At 62.4% G+C, this 17,199-nt stretch carries 15 protein-coding genes; 9 read left to right on the top strand and 6 right to left on the bottom strand.

From position 1 onward, the window contains the following. The first annotated feature begins 29 nt into the window (after positions 1 to 29). The 3 genes from ACI0FO_RS17480 to ACI0FO_RS17470 all read left to right on the top strand — a co-directional run bounded on the left by ACI0FO_RS17480 (position 30) and on the right by ACI0FO_RS17470 (position 2,824). Positions 30 to 842, top strand: a complete 813-nt coding sequence (locus ACI0FO_RS17480; RefSeq protein WP_416028587.1) for a tRNA U-34 5-methylaminomethyl-2-thiouridine biosynthesis protein — start codon at positions 30 to 32, stop codon at positions 840 to 842. A gap of 129 nt (positions 843 to 971) precedes the next feature. Continuing rightward, positions 972 to 1,832 carry an alpha/beta hydrolase gene (locus ACI0FO_RS17475; protein ID WP_416028585.1) on the top strand — a complete coding sequence of 287 codons (861 nt, stop codon included), beginning with the start codon at positions 972 to 974 and terminating at the stop codon, positions 1,830 to 1,832. Positions 1,833 to 1,858: 26 nt separating this feature from the next. Beyond that, on the top strand, positions 1,859 to 2,824 hold the full coding sequence (locus ACI0FO_RS17470) for a Bug family tripartite tricarboxylate transporter substrate binding protein (RefSeq protein WP_416028583.1): 966 nt from the start codon (positions 1,859 to 1,861) through the stop codon (positions 2,822 to 2,824). A 146-nt stretch (positions 2,825 to 2,970) separates the two neighbouring features. Here the strand turns inward: ACI0FO_RS17470 and ACI0FO_RS17465 are convergent, their stop codons facing one another. From ACI0FO_RS17465 to ACI0FO_RS17440, 6 genes are all read right to left on the bottom strand, one after another. After that, positions 2,971 to 3,249 (bottom strand): hypothetical protein, encoded by a 279-nt coding sequence (locus ACI0FO_RS17465; RefSeq protein WP_105556090.1) that lies wholly within the window; start codon positions 3,247 to 3,249, stop codon positions 2,971 to 2,973. Positions 3,250 to 3,449: 200 nt separating this feature from the next. After that, positions 3,450 to 4,436 carry a Bug family tripartite tricarboxylate transporter substrate binding protein gene (locus tag ACI0FO_RS17460; RefSeq protein WP_416028580.1) on the bottom strand — a complete coding sequence of 329 codons (987 nt, stop codon included), beginning with the start codon at positions 4,434 to 4,436 and terminating at the stop codon, positions 3,450 to 3,452. 82 nt (positions 4,437 to 4,518) lie between these two features. Then, positions 4,519 to 5,469, bottom strand: a complete 951-nt coding sequence (locus tag ACI0FO_RS17455) for a hydroxymethylglutaryl-CoA lyase (RefSeq protein WP_416028578.1) — start codon at positions 5,467 to 5,469, stop codon at positions 4,519 to 4,521. Next, a complete protein-coding gene (locus ACI0FO_RS17450) occupies positions 5,466 to 6,659 on the bottom strand; it encodes a CaiB/BaiF CoA transferase family protein (RefSeq protein WP_416028577.1) in 1,194 nt (397 codons plus the stop codon). The genes ACI0FO_RS17455 and ACI0FO_RS17450 overlap by 4 nt, the downstream gene beginning before the upstream one ends. Before the next feature lie 134 nt (positions 6,660 to 6,793). Then, positions 6,794 to 7,690, bottom strand: a complete 897-nt coding sequence (locus ACI0FO_RS17445; RefSeq protein ID WP_105556094.1) for a LysR substrate-binding domain-containing protein — start codon at positions 7,688 to 7,690, stop codon at positions 6,794 to 6,796. 116 nt (positions 7,691 to 7,806) lie between these two features. Next, entirely contained in the window at positions 7,807 to 9,267 is a 1,461-nt protein-coding gene (locus ACI0FO_RS17440; RefSeq protein ID WP_416028575.1) for an efflux transporter outer membrane subunit, read from the bottom strand. Positions 9,268 to 9,356: 89 nt separating this feature from the next. On the opposite strand from ACI0FO_RS17440, the gene ACI0FO_RS17435 reads away from it, so the two are divergent. The 6 genes from ACI0FO_RS17435 to ACI0FO_RS17410 all read left to right on the top strand — a co-directional run bounded on the left by ACI0FO_RS17435 (position 9,357) and on the right by ACI0FO_RS17410 (position 17,177). Continuing rightward, positions 9,357 to 9,971, top strand: coding sequence for a TetR/AcrR family transcriptional regulator (locus tag ACI0FO_RS17435; RefSeq protein ID WP_416028573.1), 615 nt, complete (start codon positions 9,357 to 9,359; stop codon positions 9,969 to 9,971). A 79-nt stretch (positions 9,972 to 10,050) separates the two neighbouring features. After that, positions 10,051 to 11,160 (top strand): efflux RND transporter periplasmic adaptor subunit, encoded by a 1,110-nt coding sequence (locus tag ACI0FO_RS17430; RefSeq protein ID WP_416028571.1) that lies wholly within the window; start codon positions 10,051 to 10,053, stop codon positions 11,158 to 11,160. Then, positions 11,157 to 14,246, top strand: coding sequence for an efflux RND transporter permease subunit (locus ACI0FO_RS17425; protein ID WP_416028569.1), 3,090 nt, complete (start codon positions 11,157 to 11,159; stop codon positions 14,244 to 14,246). Before ACI0FO_RS17430 ends, ACI0FO_RS17425 begins: the two co-directional genes overlap by 4 nt. A gap of 202 nt (positions 14,247 to 14,448) precedes the next feature. After that, positions 14,449 to 15,495, top strand: coding sequence for a MerR family transcriptional regulator (locus ACI0FO_RS17420; RefSeq protein ID WP_416028567.1), 1,047 nt, complete (start codon positions 14,449 to 14,451; stop codon positions 15,493 to 15,495). A gap of 158 nt (positions 15,496 to 15,653) precedes the next feature. After that, positions 15,654 to 15,944 carry a hypothetical protein gene (locus tag ACI0FO_RS17415; protein ID WP_416028565.1) on the top strand — a complete coding sequence of 97 codons (291 nt, stop codon included), beginning with the start codon at positions 15,654 to 15,656 and terminating at the stop codon, positions 15,942 to 15,944. 117 nt (positions 15,945 to 16,061) lie between these two features. Further along, positions 16,062 to 17,177 (top strand): mandelate racemase/muconate lactonizing enzyme family protein, encoded by a 1,116-nt coding sequence (locus ACI0FO_RS17410; RefSeq protein ID WP_416028563.1) that lies wholly within the window; start codon positions 16,062 to 16,064, stop codon positions 17,175 to 17,177. Positions 17,178 to 17,199: the final 22 nt, after the last annotated feature.

The raw sequence follows: 17,199 nt of genomic DNA, 5'->3' as shown, positions 1-17,199 counted from the left end.
GCAGCTTGCTAAAGAAAAAGGGGAATTGCATGAGCGTCGTATCCGCGTTTCTTGTTCCGGGCAGTCCTCTGCCGCAGTTGCGTCCCGATGTTGCGCCGTGGGGCCGCCTTAAAGACGCCTTCGCGCAAGCCGGAAAACTGCTGGCCGAGTCAAAACCGGATTGCGTGCTGGTCTACTCGACACAATGGTTCGCCGTGTTGGACCAGCTTTGGATAACCCGGCCACGCAGCACCGGGCTACATGTCGATGAGAACTGGCACGAGTTCGGTGAGCAGCCGTTCGACATTCATTCTGAGTCAGCTCTGGCGCATCGATGCGTCCAAGCCTGCAACGAAGCAGGTATCAAGACACGCGGTGTCGACTACGACCAATTCCCGATAGACACCGGCACCATTACCGCGACGACACTGATGCGCTTTGGCTCATCGGTGCTTCCGGTGGTCATCGCCGCAAACAACCTTTACCACAGCGCCGCGCAGACGGAGCAGCTGGGTGCCATCGCCGCCAACGCCTTGCAAGACAAACGCGTCGCGGTGGTTGGAATCGGGGGGCTCTCCAGCGGCATGTTCCGCGAAAACATCGATCTTCAGAAAGATCACATCCTGTCGGAAGCGGATGACGCGTGGAATCGGCGTTTGCTTGCCTTGATGGAAAGCGGCGATGTGGAGGCTATTCGCGCAAGCCTGCCGGAATATGCCAAAGAAGCGCGTCCGGACATGGGGCTGAAGCAGTTCTATTGGCTACTTGGCGCGATAGGTGGGAATTTCAAGCGCGCAATCGTGCACGAGTACGCGCCGCTGTACGGCAGCGGTGGCGCCGTCGTGGAGTTCAATCTTCAGTAGTGCCTTTCAGCGGGGCTTGCCAAGCCGGCCTGTATTTGCCAAGGAGCCGTCGGGGGCGCGTTGGGCGTCTCAATGGGTCGCTATTGGCCAGCGCTTTCTTGCAACGACCTTCATCAAGACGGAATAGACATGAGTTTTGCCAATCTCTCTGCACAGCCCCCGTTGTATCCCCCAGAGGCCGAGGACTATGCGCAGGCGGCCCTGGAACTGTCGGCCGCTGCCGCGCTGCGCTGCGAACGTGTCGCCGACATCCAATACGGGGATACCGCCGCGCACAGGCTGGACGTGTACCCGAGCCGAAACGCAGATGGGAGAGCGAGCCCAGTGCTGGTCTTCGCGCACGGCGGAGCGTGGACGAATGGCTACAAGGAATGGGTGGGGTTGATGGCCCCTGCCTTGGTCGCCGCCGGCATTACGTTTGTCTCGGTTTCGTATCGCCTCGCGCCCCGCTTCAAATGGCAGGCGCTGCTGGACGATTGCCTATCAGCGGTTTCCTGGGTGCATCGGAACATTCACAAGTATGGCGGGGACCCCAAGCGCATGGCTCTTGGAGGCCATTCCGCAGGCGGTCATTTGATGACGCTTGCCGCCCTGAGCGCCGAGGGTCTGACCCGTCACGACATCCCGACGTCGTCGATCGTTGCTTGTTTTCCACTGTGCGCGCCTCTTGATATCCGATATCCCGATCGCGCGCCGGGCAGTGGAGAAGAGCGCACTCATCTGAATCTGTTTAACGACGTTTCGGAAGCCGCGATGGCGAGTCCGGTGTGTCTCTTGAATAAGGACGTGCCCTATATGTTGCTGGCTTATGCCAGCGAGGACTTGCCACGCATCGTGAAGGGAAATCAAACCATGGAAGTCGAGCTGCGCCGGCTGCGGCTTCCATGCGAAACCATGGTGCTCCCGGGTGATCATTTTTCCCCGGCGATTTCGGCAGGGGAACCGAACTCGCCCTGGACGAATCGGCTGATTCAAATCTTGCACGGATGAACTTAATAGGTACGTTGGAGAACGCAATGAAAATTCCCCGATTGATATTGCTCTTGGCAATTACATTGTCTACGGCAGTGCATGCGCAATCTTGGCCAAGCAAGCCGATCAAGCTGATCATTCCCTATGCCGCAGGGTCGGGTCCTGACGTTGCAACGCGCCCCGTTGCCGAACAGATCGGAAGAATTCTCAAACAGCCCGTTATCGTGGAAAACCTGGCGAGCGCTGGCGGGATCGTGGGCACCCGTACGGTCGCAAGGGCAGCGCCGGATGGATACACGTTTGGCTTTGGCAACAACATCACCTTGGCAGTTAATACGAGTTTCTATCGCAGCCTGCCCTATGATCCGATAAAGGACTTTTCTCCAGTCGGTTTGCTGTTCGATAACCCCTACATCCTGGTTGCAAGGAAAGACTTCAAGCCGAATTCCATCGCCGAGTTTATTGCGTATGTAAAACAGCACCCCGGCAAGGTGAACTTCGCGTCCGGAACGGGGGTAGGTTCGGGTAGCCATCTGACCGGTGAAATGATGAAAGCCGTCGGAGCGCTTGAGATTACTCACGTGCCGTATCGCAGTGGTTCCATGGCGCTATCAGATGTCGTCAGCGGCCGGGTCGACGTCATGTTCGACAACGTGAATGGCGTGCAACAGTTCATCAGCAACGGAACGCTTAAAGCGTTTGCGGTCACCAGTTCGAAGCGCCTGGCGACAATGCCGGATGTTCCGACGATGGCTGAATCCGGGTTTCCGAACTTCGAAGCGGTGGCATGGGGAGGAATCGTGGCGCCAAAGGGAACCCCGGACGCAATCGTTGGGCGTATGAACGAAGCGATCGGGCTTGCGCTCAAGACCCCTCAAGTCGCCCAGGCCAATGCCGCGATGTCGCTCAATCCGATCAGCTCCACGCCTGAAGAATTCGCGGCATTCATTGCCGCAGAAACAAAACGGTGGGCCGAGACGGTCAAGGTTTCGGGGGCTAGAGCGGAATAGAGGGCGTCAACGGCAACGATGCAAGCGCACGGCGTCGCTAAGGCTGGGATACGCGGGCCAGTATGCCGGCAACAGCCGCCCGCATTCGATAAACGCGAATGTGCGCCGGTCATTCTAAATCCGCTGCTTCATCCCGAGCCAGGCACTTATGCCTGCTCGCGCTGCGCCCCTCGCGTCGACAGCCACGCGCGACCCTTGGGCGTCAAAACCGCCACCGGGGTTTTCGTCGCCGCGGACGGATCGGGGGCCAGATCGACCAGCCCGTTGGCGGTCGCGTCCTCCCATGCAGAAAGGCGCGGGCATGACGTGCGCCACGCCTCCATGATGTCGGCGTAGGTACGGGGGCGTTCGGCCACCCAGATCAGAAACTGTGTCAGATTGCCAAGTTGCGAAGCGCTGGCCTCGATGTAGGGCGTGTCGAGCATGACGGGCTCCGGTGTCTGTTGCCGACTTTCACGATACTCCCGCGGTGAACTGGCGCGCTACCGCCCGACGCGGCGCGGGGGGCGCCACGCAGTAAGGCCCGGGTCCGGTGCAATACCGGACCCGGGCCTTCGCACGTGAGCGGCTGACCGTCCCACGTTGGAAAGACCTGCCTTTCCCATTCCAGGACGGAAACCTGCGATCAGTTGGCCGTGATGTTGGCGGCCTTGACCACCTTGCCCCAGCGGTCCAGTTCCGATTGCGTATAAGCCCCCAGTTCCTTCGGCCCCATGAAGATGGCTTCGGCGCCTTGTTCGGCGGCCTTCTGGCGGAAGGCGTCGGTCTTCATGATCTTCTGGATTTCACCGGCGATCTTATCCACGACTGGCGCGGGCGTGTCCTTGGGCGCGTACATGGCAAACCACGACGACACGATCAGGTCGGGATAGCCGGCTTCGGCCGCGGTTGGTACGTTCGGCAGGGACGGCAGGCGGGCATTGCCCGTGACAGCCAGCGCGCGTAGCTTGCCGGCGGCGATCTGGCCCAACAGCGGCGGGGGCGTGGTGATGGTCATGTCCACGGCGCCGCCCAGCAGGTCGTTCAGCGCGGGGCCGGTGCCTTTGTAGGGAATATGCGTGATCTGCGTGCCAGCCATCTGGTTCAGCAATTCAGTGGCCACCTGTTGCAACGAGCCGTTGCCGGACGACGCGTAGTTCAGCTTGCCCGGGTTGGCCTTGGCGTATGCCACCAGTTCCTTGAGCGAGTTGATGGGCAGGTCCGGGCGCACCACCACGACTTGCGGCGCCGACAGCACGTTGGCGACGGGGGCAAAGTCCTTGATGGGATCCCAGCCGGCGGCAGGCGTCACGTGCGGCGTGATGACCTGGAAACCGGAGTATTGCAGCAGCAGCGTATAGCCGTCGGGCTTGGCGCGGGCCACCGCCTGCGCGGCGATGCCGCCGGAGGCGCCCGGCTTGTTCTCGACCACGACGCTTTGGCCAAGCGCCGCGCCCAGGGGCTGGGCGATCAGGCGGGCGGCAATGTCGGTGGTGCCGCCGGGCGCGGCGGACACAATCAACGTGACAGGGCGGTTGGGAAAGTCCGCTTGTGCGCTGGCGGCGCTGGCGCCGAGGGTCAGCGCGGCGGCGATACCGGCGCGCAGGATGGTGGGCAGGCTTGGCAATGCCATGGGATGTCTCCTTGGTTTTTTATAGGTGTGGTCAAAACAAACGGATAAAACGGCTGCGCGACCTCGGTAGGGCGCTACATCGCTACGACTGCGGAAATCTCTCGGCCAGCCAGGCTGGGGCCGCGTGCGTTGCCAGGCGAGGCCCCGCTTGCAGCAAGGCGTTGCTCAGGTCGCGCTGCACCAGCGCGGGCAAGCCGCGCACGATGGCCAGCAAAGGCGCAAGCGACACGCCGGTGTCCACGCCCATGCAGGCGAACATGTGGACCAGTTCTTCGGTGTTGACGTTGCCGCTGGCGCCGGGCGCATACGGGCATCCGCCCAGGCCGCCGGCCGCCGCGTCGAAGCGGGTGATGCCGGTTTGCCAGGCGGCCATCGCGTTGGCCAGCGCCATGCCGCGCGTATTGTGCAGGTGCACGGTCAGCGCCACGCCGGGCAGACGCGCGGACGCCTGTTCACACAAGGCGGCTACTTGCGTCGGGAACGCCATGCCGGTGGTGTCGCACAGCGTGATGCCGGTGGCGCCCGCGTCCGCCAGCCGCGCGGCCAGATCCAGCACCTGGTTCACGGCCACGTCGCCGTCAAACGGACAGCCGAAGGCGGTGGACAGTGACACGTTGCACGGCGTGCCGCTGCGGCCGGCGGCGGCCAGCACCTGCGACAGTTCCGCATACGACTGCTCGCGCGTCATGCGCAGGTTGGCGCGGTTATGCGTCTCGCTGCACGACATGACCAGGTTCATTTCGTCGGTGCCGGCTTCCAACGCGCGTTCAAGCCCGCGGATGTTGGGCACCAACGCGGTGTAGATCACGCCCGGACGGCGGCGGATGCGGCGCATCACTTCCGTGGCGTCGGCCAGCGCGGGGATAGCCTTGGGCGACGTGAAACTGGTGACTTCGATGCGCGCAAAGCCGCAGTCGGACAAGGCGTCCACGAAGGCGACCTTGTCGTCGGTGGCGACCAGGGCTTTTTCAATCTGCAGGCCGTCGCGGGGGCCGACTTCGTTGATCTCGATCTTGGCGGGGCCGGCGTTCATGCAATCACTCCCTTGACGCGCAGCGCGGCGCGTTGTTCGTTCGACAATCCCGCCTGCGCCAGCACGGTATCGGTGTGTTCGCCCAGCGTGGGCGCGCGTTCGCGCACCGCGCCGGGATTGGCCGAGAGATACGGAAAGACGGACGGCATTTCCACTTGCACGCCGGCGGCGGATGCCACGGTGGTGATGGCGTTACGGGCCCGGTAGTGCGGGTCGGCGGCGATATCCGCTACCGAATAGATGCGGCCCGCCGGCACGTCGGCTTCGCGCATCGCGGCCAATACGTCGTCGATAAGCCGGGTCTGCGTCCATGCGCCGATGGCGGCGTCGATCTCGGCAACGCGTCGGGCGCGGCCATCGTTGTGCGCCAAGGCCGGGTCCTGGCCCAGGTCGTCGCGGCCAATGCGGGCCATCAGGCGGGTGTAGATGGCGTCGCCATTGCCGGCGATGAGCACGTAGCCGTCCTGGCAGGGATAGGCATTGGACGGCGCGATGCCAGGCAGCGCGGCCCCGGCCGGCTCGCGCACGGCGCCGAAAACGGAGTATTCCGGCAACAGGCTTTCGCTTAGGTTGAACAGGCTTTCGTACAGCGCCGCGTCGATCACCTGGCCCACGCCGCCACGGGCATCGCGCTGGTACAGCGCCATCATTACGCCCAGCGCGCCATGCAGACCCGCGATGGTGTCACCCAGCGACAAGCCGGCCCGCACCGGCGCGCGGCCCGGTTCGCCGTTCAGATAGCGCAGCCCGGCCATGGCCTCGCCGATGGCGGCAAAGCCCGGTTCGCGCGCCTTGGGGCCGGTCTGGCCGTAGCCCGAGATGCGCAGCATGATCAGGCGCGGGTTCAGTTCATGCAGGGTTTCCCACGACAAACCCCATTTTTCCAGGGTGCCGGGGCGGAAATTCTCGATCAGCACGTCGGCCTGCTGCGCCAACAAGCGCACGATGTCCTGGCCTTCCTGCTGGCGCAGGTCCACGCACACCGACTGTTTATTGCGCGACTGCGCTTCCCACCACACGGACGTGCCTTCGTGCAGCAAACGCCATTTGCGCAGCGGATCACCCTGTCCGGGCGGTTCGATCTTGATGACCTGCGCGCCAAAATCCGCCAGGGTCTTGGCGGCGAACGGCCCTGCTATCAGTTGACCCAGCTCCAGCACGCGGATGCCAGCAAGAATCTGCCCAGCCATTACGCCTCCTTGGCGACACTCGATATTGATAGGCGGCAGTGTGCCCGCGAAGCGAGGGCGCACGGAATGGACAATCGGGGAAAGGGGTATTCCTGGAACGAGAAACCCCGGGCAAACCCGCAGCGGCAATCGCCTCAGTGATCGCCGCGCAGATGCGCCAGCAGCAGGCGGGCGCCGACGGTCAGCGTGTCGGCATCGCGCACGCCCAGCAGCAGCCAGCGGCGCGCCCATTCATCGGTCAGGGGGATGAGTTTGATCGGCATCGACCGCGCATGCGGTTCGGCGGCGATGCGCGGCAGGATGCCCACGCCACGGGTCGCTGCCACCATGCGGCAGATGGCGTCAAAGCTGCGCACCTGGATGCGCAAACGCATCGCCCGGCCCAGACGGCCGCTTTCGTCGGACAGGCGGGTCGCCAGCGACGTGGCCGGCGGCAGGCCCACGTAGTCGTAGGCCAACGTGTCCGCAAACGCCACCTGTGCCTCGGCGGCCAACGGATGGCGCTGCGGCACGATCAGCACCAGTTCATCCAGCCGATAGGGAAATGTCGACAAGCCGTCGGCCGGCGTGCGGTCGGCGAATACGCCAATATCGGCGCGGTTCTCTAGCACGGCGGTCACGATGTCGCTGCTGTTCTGCTCTTCCAGGTCGATCCGCACGGCCGGATGGCCATCCATGAAGGCGGCCAGGTCTTCGGGCAGAAACTGCGTCAGCGACGAGGTATTGGCGGCAATGCGTACTTGCCCGCGCACGCCCTGGGCGAAATCAGATAGCGCGCCCGTCATCTGCTCCACTTCCTGCAACACGCGAAGCGCGTGCACCAGGCAGGCTTGGCCGGCGTCGGTCAATTCCACCCCGGCCGCGTTGCGGTACAGCAGCGCGGTGCCCAGGGCCGCCTCCAGGTCCGAAATTCGTTTGCTGGCCGCCCCAACCGCCAGGTGCGACTGGCGTGCGCCGGCCGAGATGCTGCCCTGGCGCGCAACGGAAACAAACAGGGCAAGTGTGACAAGGTCGATGCGGGCAAGGTTCATGGAAAATTCGGCGCGGAGTATGCCAAGGCGGTGCGGCTGAGTGCTATGGCCGGGTCGCCAATTCAATAATTATGTCCGAATTTCTCCTTGGCCCCCCAATGCGCGCAAGCGCCAGGTCATCGAACCGCCACGGACTCAAACCGAGGGGGCAGCCAGCCGCCGCCCAGCGCCTTGAACACCGAAATGGCGGCCCGAGCCGACTCGGTCTGCGCTTGCGCCCTTGCGTCCGAGGCTTGCAGCAGGGTTTCGTCCGCATGCAGGACGTCGATCAGGCTGGCCGTGCCTTTCTCGTAGGCGATGAATGACGACTGACGCGCACGCGTCAACGAGTCCTCGCCACCGGTAAGCGTCGTGGCTTGCGCCTCCCGGTTGACCAGGGCCGAGAACGCGTTCTCGACGTCTTCGGTGGCGCGAAGCACGGACTGGCGGTAGGCCGCGAGCGCTTCGGCTTCCTGTCCCTTGGCCTGATCGATCTGCGCATTGATGCGGCCGAAGTCGAAAAGCCGCCACCGCAGGCCCAGAATCGCGGCCGACTGGCTGGCGCCGCTTGTGAACAGGTTACCGCCGGAAATGGAAGTGGCGCTGCCCAGCAAGGCATTCAGCGAGAATTTCGGGTAGTACTCGGCGATCGCCACGCCAATGCGCGCGTTGGATGCGGCAAGGCGACGTTCTGCCACGATGAGATCGGGTCGACGGCGTAACAGGTCCGCAGGCGTACCTGCGGAGGCGATCTGCGGGGCCTTCGGGATAGTTCCGATGGCTGCCAGTTCCGTGCGATGGGTGCCAGGCGGGGTGCCCAGCATGACGTCCAGCGCATTCATCGCGGCATCCAGGCCGGTCTGAAGCACGGGAACCGTTGCCTGCACCTGGGCAAGCGAGCCTTCAGTCTGCCGAACCTGGTATTCGGCGGCAAGGCCCTTGCTGTGTAGCAACTGAACCTTCTCCAGCAACCCCCGTTGCGTCTTTACCTGTTGGTTTGCAATGTCCAGGCGCGCCTGCAATCCGCGGATGGTGATGTAAATGTCGGCGGTCTGCGCGGCGACGGCCAGCCGTGTGGCCGCAGCACCTGCCTCTGATGCCTGGTATTCGGCGAGCGCGGCCTGGCGTTCGCGGCGCAACCCTCCAAACACATCCAGTTCCCAGCTTGCACCCAGGTTGGTCTCATACGAGTTGCCGTACCGGTCGAAATCCGGGGTCGAGTTCAGCACCTGGCCGAGCGGCGTTTCAATAGACTGATACGCACGTCCTGCCTGGCCATTGATGTTGCCGGTAGGCAATAATGCGGCTGTCGCGGCGCCCAGTCCGGCGCGCGCCTGAGTCACCCTGGCCAAAGCCTGGGCAAGATCCAGGTTCTGCTCAAGCGCCCTTGTGACGAAGTGACTCAGTACCGGGTCTCCAAAGCCCTCCCACCAGATCGCAAGGCTGGCAGGGGTAGCCGCCGTCCGTTGTTCGACGGCCTGCTTGCCCATGTAGTGCTCTGAAAGCGGAGCATCCGGCCGGTGATAGTCCGGCCCCACCGCACAACCCGTCACCAGGCAGGCGCTCATCACCAGGGCGAGAGAGCGAGGGGAAAGCATGGGGGATCCTTGAATGAGCACGGAGAGGTGACGATATTACAATATAGTCACTCGTTGTCAATCAAAGTTCTTCAGGCTAAGCTAAGTAAATGACTGAAAACAGTACTACAGCCCCCTCGCGTGGGCCTTCCGAGCACAACGTGCGCGACCAGATCGTCGACGCGGCGACCGAGCACTTCAGCCACTACGGCTACGAGAAGACGACTGTGTCGGATCTGGCCAAGGCGATCGGTTTCTCCAAGGCTTACATCTATAAATTCTTCGACTCCAAGCAGGCCATCGGCGAGGTGATTTGCTCGAACCGTCTTGCGATCATCATGCAGGTCGTGGACTCGGTAATCGCTGATTCGCCCTCCGCGTCAGAGCGATTGCGTCGCCTTTTCCGTGCGCTGGCCGAGACCGGCAGCGACCTTTTCTTCCATGATCGCAAGCTCTATGACATTGCCGCCGTTGCCGCACGCGATCAATGGCCTGCCGTGCGTGCGCTGGAGGCACATTTGCGCCAGGTGATCCAGAACATCCTTCTGGAGGGACGCGAATCGGGCGAATTCGAGCGTAAGACGCCGCTGGACGAAGCGTCCAACGCCATCTATCTGGTCATGCGGCCTTACATCAATCCTGTACAGCTTCAGTACAACCTCGACATGGCGACGGAGTCGGCAGTGCAACTATCAGCGCTCATCCTGAGGAGCCTGTCGCCCTAGATTTGTAGTGACCGTTGACTTTAGTAGTCACTAGTCGCAGAATGCGGTTCCTGTTCTATCCATCTAAGTAAGGGAACCCATGCTTCGGCTACGACCTGCCACCATTGCCGTTTGCTTGCTGCCTTTCGTCTTGACGGCGTGTGGCGAGCCCTCGAGGGCCGACGATCCGCGCACTTACGCGCCACTCGTAAGATCGGCAGTGGTCCAACATGCTTCCAATACTTCCCGTTCGTTCACCGGCACTGTCGCGGCCCGTGTGCAGAGCGACTTGGGCTTCCGCGTATCGGGCAAGGTCCTTGAGCGGCTGGTCGATACCGGACAGACCGTCAAGCGCGGTGAGCCGCTGATGCGCCTGGATCCCATTGACCTTGGTCTTCAGGCACGCGCACAGCAAGAGGCAGTGACGGCCGCGCGGGCGCGGGCCAAGCAAACCGCCGATGATGAGGCGCGTTATCGTGACCTGGTCGCTGCCGGCGCCGTGTCGGCATCCGCGTATGACCAGATCAAGGCAGCCGCCGACTCGGCCAGGGCGCAGTTAAGCGCTTCGGTCGCACAGGCCGATGTGGCCCGCAATGCCTCGGGCTACGCCGTGCTGCTGGCCGACGCCGATGGTGTGGTGATGGAGACATTGGCCGAGCCCGGGCAGGTCGTCAGTCCGGGGCAGCCAGTGGTTCGATTGGCGCGCGCTGGCCAGCGAGAGGCAATCGTGAACCTGCCAGAGACGCTGCGCCCGGCTCCTGGATCCACGGCGCTAGCGACGCTATATGGCCGCAACACCGGTGCGGTATCCGCAACGCTGAGGCTGCTGTCTGACTCGGCGGACCGTCTTACTCGGACGTTCGAGGCGCGCTACGTACTGGAAGGTGCGCTGTCTAATGCCCCACTGGGCGCGACGGTTACGCTTCATATTCCCGAAGGGCCCACCAACAAGCCAGTGCTTCAAGTGCCGATCGCGGCCATCTATAACGCCGGCAAGGGGCCGGGTGTGTGGGCGATTGCGGGCAACCCGGCAAAAGTGACGTGGCGATCCGTCGAGGTCCTGAGCCTGGGCGATGATGCCGCGCGCGTGTCCGGTGAACTGAAGCCCGGCGAGCAGATTGTCGCGCTGGGCGCCCATTTGCTGCATGAGGGCGAGCAGGTCCGGCTGGCTTCTCAGAGCGTCGCCAGCGTAGCCGGGAGCCGTCCATGAGCGAGGGGCGTTTCAATCTTTCGGCGCTTGCCGTTCGTGAGCGCTCGGTTACGGTATTCCTCATTTTTCTGATTGCGGTTGCCGGAACCCTGGCGTTTTTCCAGTTGGGTCGTGCGGAGGATCCGCCGTTCACGGTTAAGCAGATGACGATCATCACCGCCTGGCCGGGCGCTACTGCCCAGGAAATGCAGGATCAGGTGGCCGAGCCGCTTGAAAAGCGCATGCAGGAGTTGAAGTGGTACGACCGAACGGAAACCTACACCCGTCCAGGCTTGGCCTTCACCATGGTGTCTCTTGCCGACAAGACGCCGCCCTCCGAAGTCCAGGAGGAGTTCTATCAGGCCCGCAAGAAGCTCAGCGACGAATCGGGCAAGTTGCCGGCCGGTGTTATCGGACCGATGGTCAACGATGAGTTCTCGGACGTGACCTTTGCGCTCTTCGCGCTGAAAGCCCGGGGCGAGCCGCAGCGGTTGTTGGTGCGAGACGCCGAAACGCTGCGTCAACGTCTTCTGCACGTGCCTGGTGTCAAAAAAGTCAACATCATTGGCGAGCAGGCCGAACGTATTTTCGTTTCGTTTTCGCATGACCGTCTTGCCACGCTAGGCGTATCGCCACAGGACATTTTTTCTGCACTGAACAGTCAGAACGTCCTTACCCCGGCCGGCTCGATCGAGACCGAAGGGCCGCAGGTTTTCCTGCGCCTTGACGGGGCCTTCGACAAACTGGAAAAGATCCGCAATACGCCCATCGTAGCGGGGGGGCGCTCGTTCAAGCTTTCGGATGTAGCAACCATCCAGCGCGGGTATGAAGACCCGGCGTCGTTCCTGGTGCGCAATAACGGCGAAGAAGCCCTGCTGCTGGGCGTCATCATGCGCGAAGGCTGGAATGGCCTGGATCTGGGCAAGGCGCTTGATGCCGAGGCGGTCAAAATCAATGAAGACATGCCACTGGGTATGACCCTGACCAAGGTCACCGACCAGTCTGTCAACATTAGCTCGGCGGTCGACGAATTCATGGTCAAATTCTTCGTCGCCCTGCTGGTGGTGATGGTGGTGTGCTTTGTCAGCATGGGATGGCGAGTGGGCGTGGTGGTCGCGGCGGCCGTGCCGCTGACGTTGGCGGTGGTCTTCGTGATCATGGCGGCCACCGGCAAGAACTTCGACCGAATCACACTGGGTTCTCTGATTCTGGCGCTTGGCCTGTTGGTGGACGACGCCATCATTGCCATCGAAATGATGGTCGTGAAAATGGAGGAAGGCTATGAGCGGATCAGCGCCTCGGCCTATGCCTGGAGCCACACCGCGGCGCCCATGCTCTCTGGCACCCTGGTCACCGCAGTCGGCTTCATGCCCAACGGCTTTGCCCAGTCGACGGCGGGTGAGTACACCAGCAACATGTTCTGGATCGTGGGCATTGCCCTGATCGCCTCGTGGGTCGTCGCCGTGGTCTTTACCCCTTACCTTGGGGTGAAGATGCTGCCGAATATCAAAAAAGTCGAGGGAGGGCACGCGGCCATTTACGACACGCCTCGCTACAACCGCTTTCGCAAGGTGCTGGCCCGTGTCATCGCCCGCAAGTGGCTGGTGGCTGGAACGGTCATCGCGGCATTTGCGGTGGCGATCGCTGGCATGGGCGTGGTCAAGAAGCAGTTCTTTCCGAATTCTGATCGTCCGGAGGTGCTGGTCGAGGTGCAGATGCCCTATGGCACCTCCATTGAGCAAACCAGCGCCACCACGGCGAAGATCGAAGCCTGGCTGCAAAAGCAGGAAGAAGCGCTGATCGTCACGGCGTATGTTGGCCAGGGCGCGCCGCGCTTCTATCTGGCCATGGCGCCTGAGCTGCCCGACCCCTCGTTCGCAAAGATCGTCGTGCTTACCGACAGCCAGGAGGCGCGCGAAACGCTCAAGCTACGCCTGCGTGAAGCCGCGGCTGACGGACTTGCGCCGGAAGCCCGCGTCAGGGTCTCGCAGCTCGTGTTCGGCCCGTATTCGCCGTTCCCTGTGGCCTACCGAGTGATGGGACCCGATCCGTCCAGGTTGCGCGATATCGCCGGTCAGGTGCAGCAGGTGATGCAAGCCAGTCCCATGATGCGCACGGTCAATACTGACTGGGGGCCGCTGGTGCCGACACTGCATTTCTCGCTGGATCAGGATCGTTTGCAGGCGGTTGGGCTGACGTCCTCGGCCGTTGCCCAGCAGTTGCAATTCCTGCTCACCGGCGTGCCGATCACTGCCGTCCGCGAGGATATTCGGTCCGTCCAGGTGGTGGGGCGCGCAGCGGGCGATATCCGACTCGATCCCGCCAAGATTGAAGGCTTTACCCTCGTGGGTTCCGCTGGCCAGCGCATCCCGCTGTCACAGGTGGGCAACGCCGATGTTCGCATGGAAGATCCCATTCTGCGTCGTCGGGACCGCACCCCCACCATTACGGTGCGAGGCGATATTGCCGAAGGCCTGCAGCCGCCTGACGTATCTGCAGCGATATCCAAAGACTTGCAGCCGGTCATCGAAAGGCTTCCTGATGGTTACCGGATTGAACAGGCGGGTTCGATCGAGGAATCGGGCAAAGCCAGCACGGCGATGCTGCCGCTGTTCCCGATCATGATCGCCCTGACGCTGCTGATCATCATTCTGCAGGTCCGTTCGATGTCGGCCATGGTCATGGTGTTCCTCACTGCGCCGCTTGGGCTGATCGGTGTGGTGCCGACCTTGCTGATTTTCCAGCAGCCGTTTGGCATCAACGCACTGGTGGGCCTGATCGCGCTGTCGGGCATCTTGATGCGGAACACGCTGATTCTGATTGGGCAGATTCACCACAATGAGCACGAGGGGTTGGACCCCTTTCACGCGGTGGTGGAAGCTACGGTCCAGCGCTCGCGCCCCGTGCTGCTCACCGCCCTGGCGGCCATTCTGGCCTTCATCCCGCTTACGCATTCGGTGTTCTGGGGAACGTTGGCCTATACCTTGATCGGAGGGACGCTGGGCGGCACGATCATGACACTCGTCTTTCTGCCGGCGATGTATTCGATCTGGTTCAAGATTCGCCCAGAGCAGGACAAAAACACCGAAACGGCTCAGCACGCATAACCGGGCGGCGGGATGGCGGCTTGCAACTGCGCTCGATGCAGAAGTGCCGGCGCGGCGCGGTCAACCCACGTGTGTCGCTTCCGGCATGCTCCGGCGCCTCACATCGCATTGAACCCTGGCCGCCCACAGAACTTGCAGCACTGCTTGACCCTCACGTAACGTGATGCCCCAGAGTTTGGCCTGCGCATTCGAAGGAGGAAACATGCGGCTGACCGTAGGAGAACTGGCAAAGCGTAGCGGGCTGACCGTGCGCACGCTTCACCACTATCACGCGATTGGTTTGTTGACGCCTTCAGCGCGCGCCGACAACGGCTATCGCCTGTACGGCCGCGACGAGATTGCCCGTCTGCATCAGATCCAGGCATTGCGTCGCTTCGGATTGGCGTTGGCGGAAATCGGCGCTTACCTGGACCAGCCCGGCGCTCCCTTGGCGGACGTGATCGCCCGGCAGATTGCCCTGTTGGACCGTCAGATGCAGCAGGCCGCGCGCCTGCGCGAACGCTTGGCGCAGCTGCACGAGCAGCTGGCGGACGGCACGGAGCCTGAGCTGGCCGATTGGCTAAAAACTCTGGAAATGATGACTATGTACGATAAATACTTTTCGCCAGAAGAACTGGCGCGTTTGCCCCTGTACACCCGTGGGCCGGACGGCGACCCGGATTGGCTTGCGTTGGTTCGGGAAGTGGGGCAGCAGATGGGGCAGGGCGTGGCACCCGAGGACGTTAAGCCGCGCCAACTTGCCCAGCGCTGGATGGAACTGCTGCTGCGCGATACCAACGGCGATCCGCGCTTATTGGTGAAGCTGAATCACATGCACGAGCAGGAACCCGGCATGCAGACGCACGTCGGCGTTTCCAAAGCCATGCGCGACTATGTACTGCGCGCCTTCTCGGAAAGCAAACTGCTTATCTACGAAAAATATCTGACGCCAGACGAAGCCCGGTTCATGCGTGAGCATTACGGCGACCGGATCTCGGAATGGCCGTCGTTAATCGCAGAGGTGCGGAACGCCATTGACGCGGGCGTGGCGCCCGACTCGGAAACCGGCCGGGCGCTGGCGCGGCGGTGGCTGGAACTGTTCAGTTCGTATGCGGGCAAGAACCCGGCCACGCACGCCAAGTTCCGGCAGGCACTGATGACCGAGCCTGAATTAACCGCCGGCACCTGGGCGGACGACGCGACGCTGGCGTTCATGCGGCAGGCGATGGGGGCGCATAGTCAGAAACAAAGCCCGCGCAGGAGGCAATAGTGATCCCGGGATACGCATGCGCAACGTGCGAGGCTCTTCGCATGGCATGGCGAAAATTCGCGCAGCGCTGATTCAAACTCTATTTGGGGGCCATTGTGGCGACTGACGACACTGAACAACGTAAAATATCAGGCCTTCGGCCTCCAAATGCGTCTTTTATGAACCTTGAACGACTCCGTCGTGAATTTCCCGACTTTGACATCACGACCCTGCCCACCCTACCCGAAGGGTATTTCGACGCGTCGAGCTACATCGATGCAGCGCCTTCATTCGAGAACAAGGAGGGCACTTTGAAAGTGTATGTCGACTACGCCAACTATGCCGACCGCGCATCCGGCAGGAGCCAGCGCTTCTGTGTTTCGCGCTACGACGAGGAAGCTGGCGACTTCGAGGACGTCGCCCTGTCGACGAACGATTGGGCCGAAGTCACTCGCTTCCTGAGCGCCTGAACGCCCTCGCCAGGGGCGATCGGTTCAAGTCCTGCATGCAATCGGCGGCCTCAATGGCAACCGACGTGTCTGGCCGGTAGCTGCCATCCTGGCCACGGCGTTACGCACTTCGCTTGAGTGCCACTCCCTGTCCTTTCAAGTAAGCAAGAAAGGCCTGGGAGGCGGCAGTCACAGCGTCCTCCATGTAGACCACCTCGAGACTCGTATCGAGCAACTTGCTGCGGTCACTCCGGCTCCTGCGGTTGGGGCGAAGTATGGGCAGGCATGCCTGCGTCGGGCGCGCTGCACCGGCTGAACCTTCTTCGAGAGTTTGTCGCTCCTGCGCTGGTGGGGACGACGTTTCAGGAGGTACAGCCGGCTGTCGCCCAACTGCGCCGACTGCTCCTGCCAGTCGTTCGCCTGGCGGGAGAGCCGGGACCGGCCGCCCAGATTCTTGGCGGCATCGATACGGCCCTTTGGGATCTTCAGGCAAGGCGATTGGGCTTGCCCCTTTATCGTGTCCTGGGTGGTACGCGAGCCCGTATGCGGTGCTACGCAAGCGGGCTTGCGCCGGATACATCGCCCGCTCGTCTCGATAGGTTGCGGGAGCAGGGATTCCGGGCGTTCAAGTTCAAAGCCGGTTTCGACGACGCCAGGACCATCCCCCTGTTGCTCCGGCAACAACGCGGGCTGGATCCAGCAGAATCAATCATGCTGGATGCCAATTGTGGCTGGGACCTGGCCGCCGCCAAGCAGGCTTTGGCGCAGTTGGAGGAGGGTGATTTCGCTTGGATCGAGGAGCCGTTGGGCCCGGAGTGCCCCGCCTCCGAATGGCGGGCGCTCAAGTCCATGACGCGGCTTCCGATTGCTGCTGGCGAGAACCTCGCCGCTTCCGGCGAATTCGTCGAGGCCATGTCTTGGCTCGACGTCATCCAACCTGACGTTGCGAAATGGGGCGGAGTCAGCGGAGTCCATACCGTCGGGCTTCACGCAATCGCTTTGGATAGGCACTTCTGCCCCCATTCCTTCGGAACCCACATCGCCGCGATGGCATCTGCCCACGTGCTTGCCGCAACGGGAGGGGAAGGGTTTTTGGAGTTGGACGTTAATCACAACCCCCTTCGATCCACCTGTACCTATGATGGATGGATCAATAACGGCTTTCTATCGTTGCCCGAAGCACCGGGTTTGGGATTCGAGGTCGACTTGCACAGCATCGAAACCTACTGCCGCGCTTCCTGCACTGTCAGATAAAGCGCAATTGGGCGTTGGACGT

Source organism: Achromobacter marplatensis (assembly GCF_049060505.1).
GTDB lineage: Bacteria > Pseudomonadota > Gammaproteobacteria > Burkholderiales > Burkholderiaceae_B > Achromobacter > Achromobacter marplatensis_A.
This window is presented reverse-complemented; position numbering and strand designations above follow the sequence as displayed.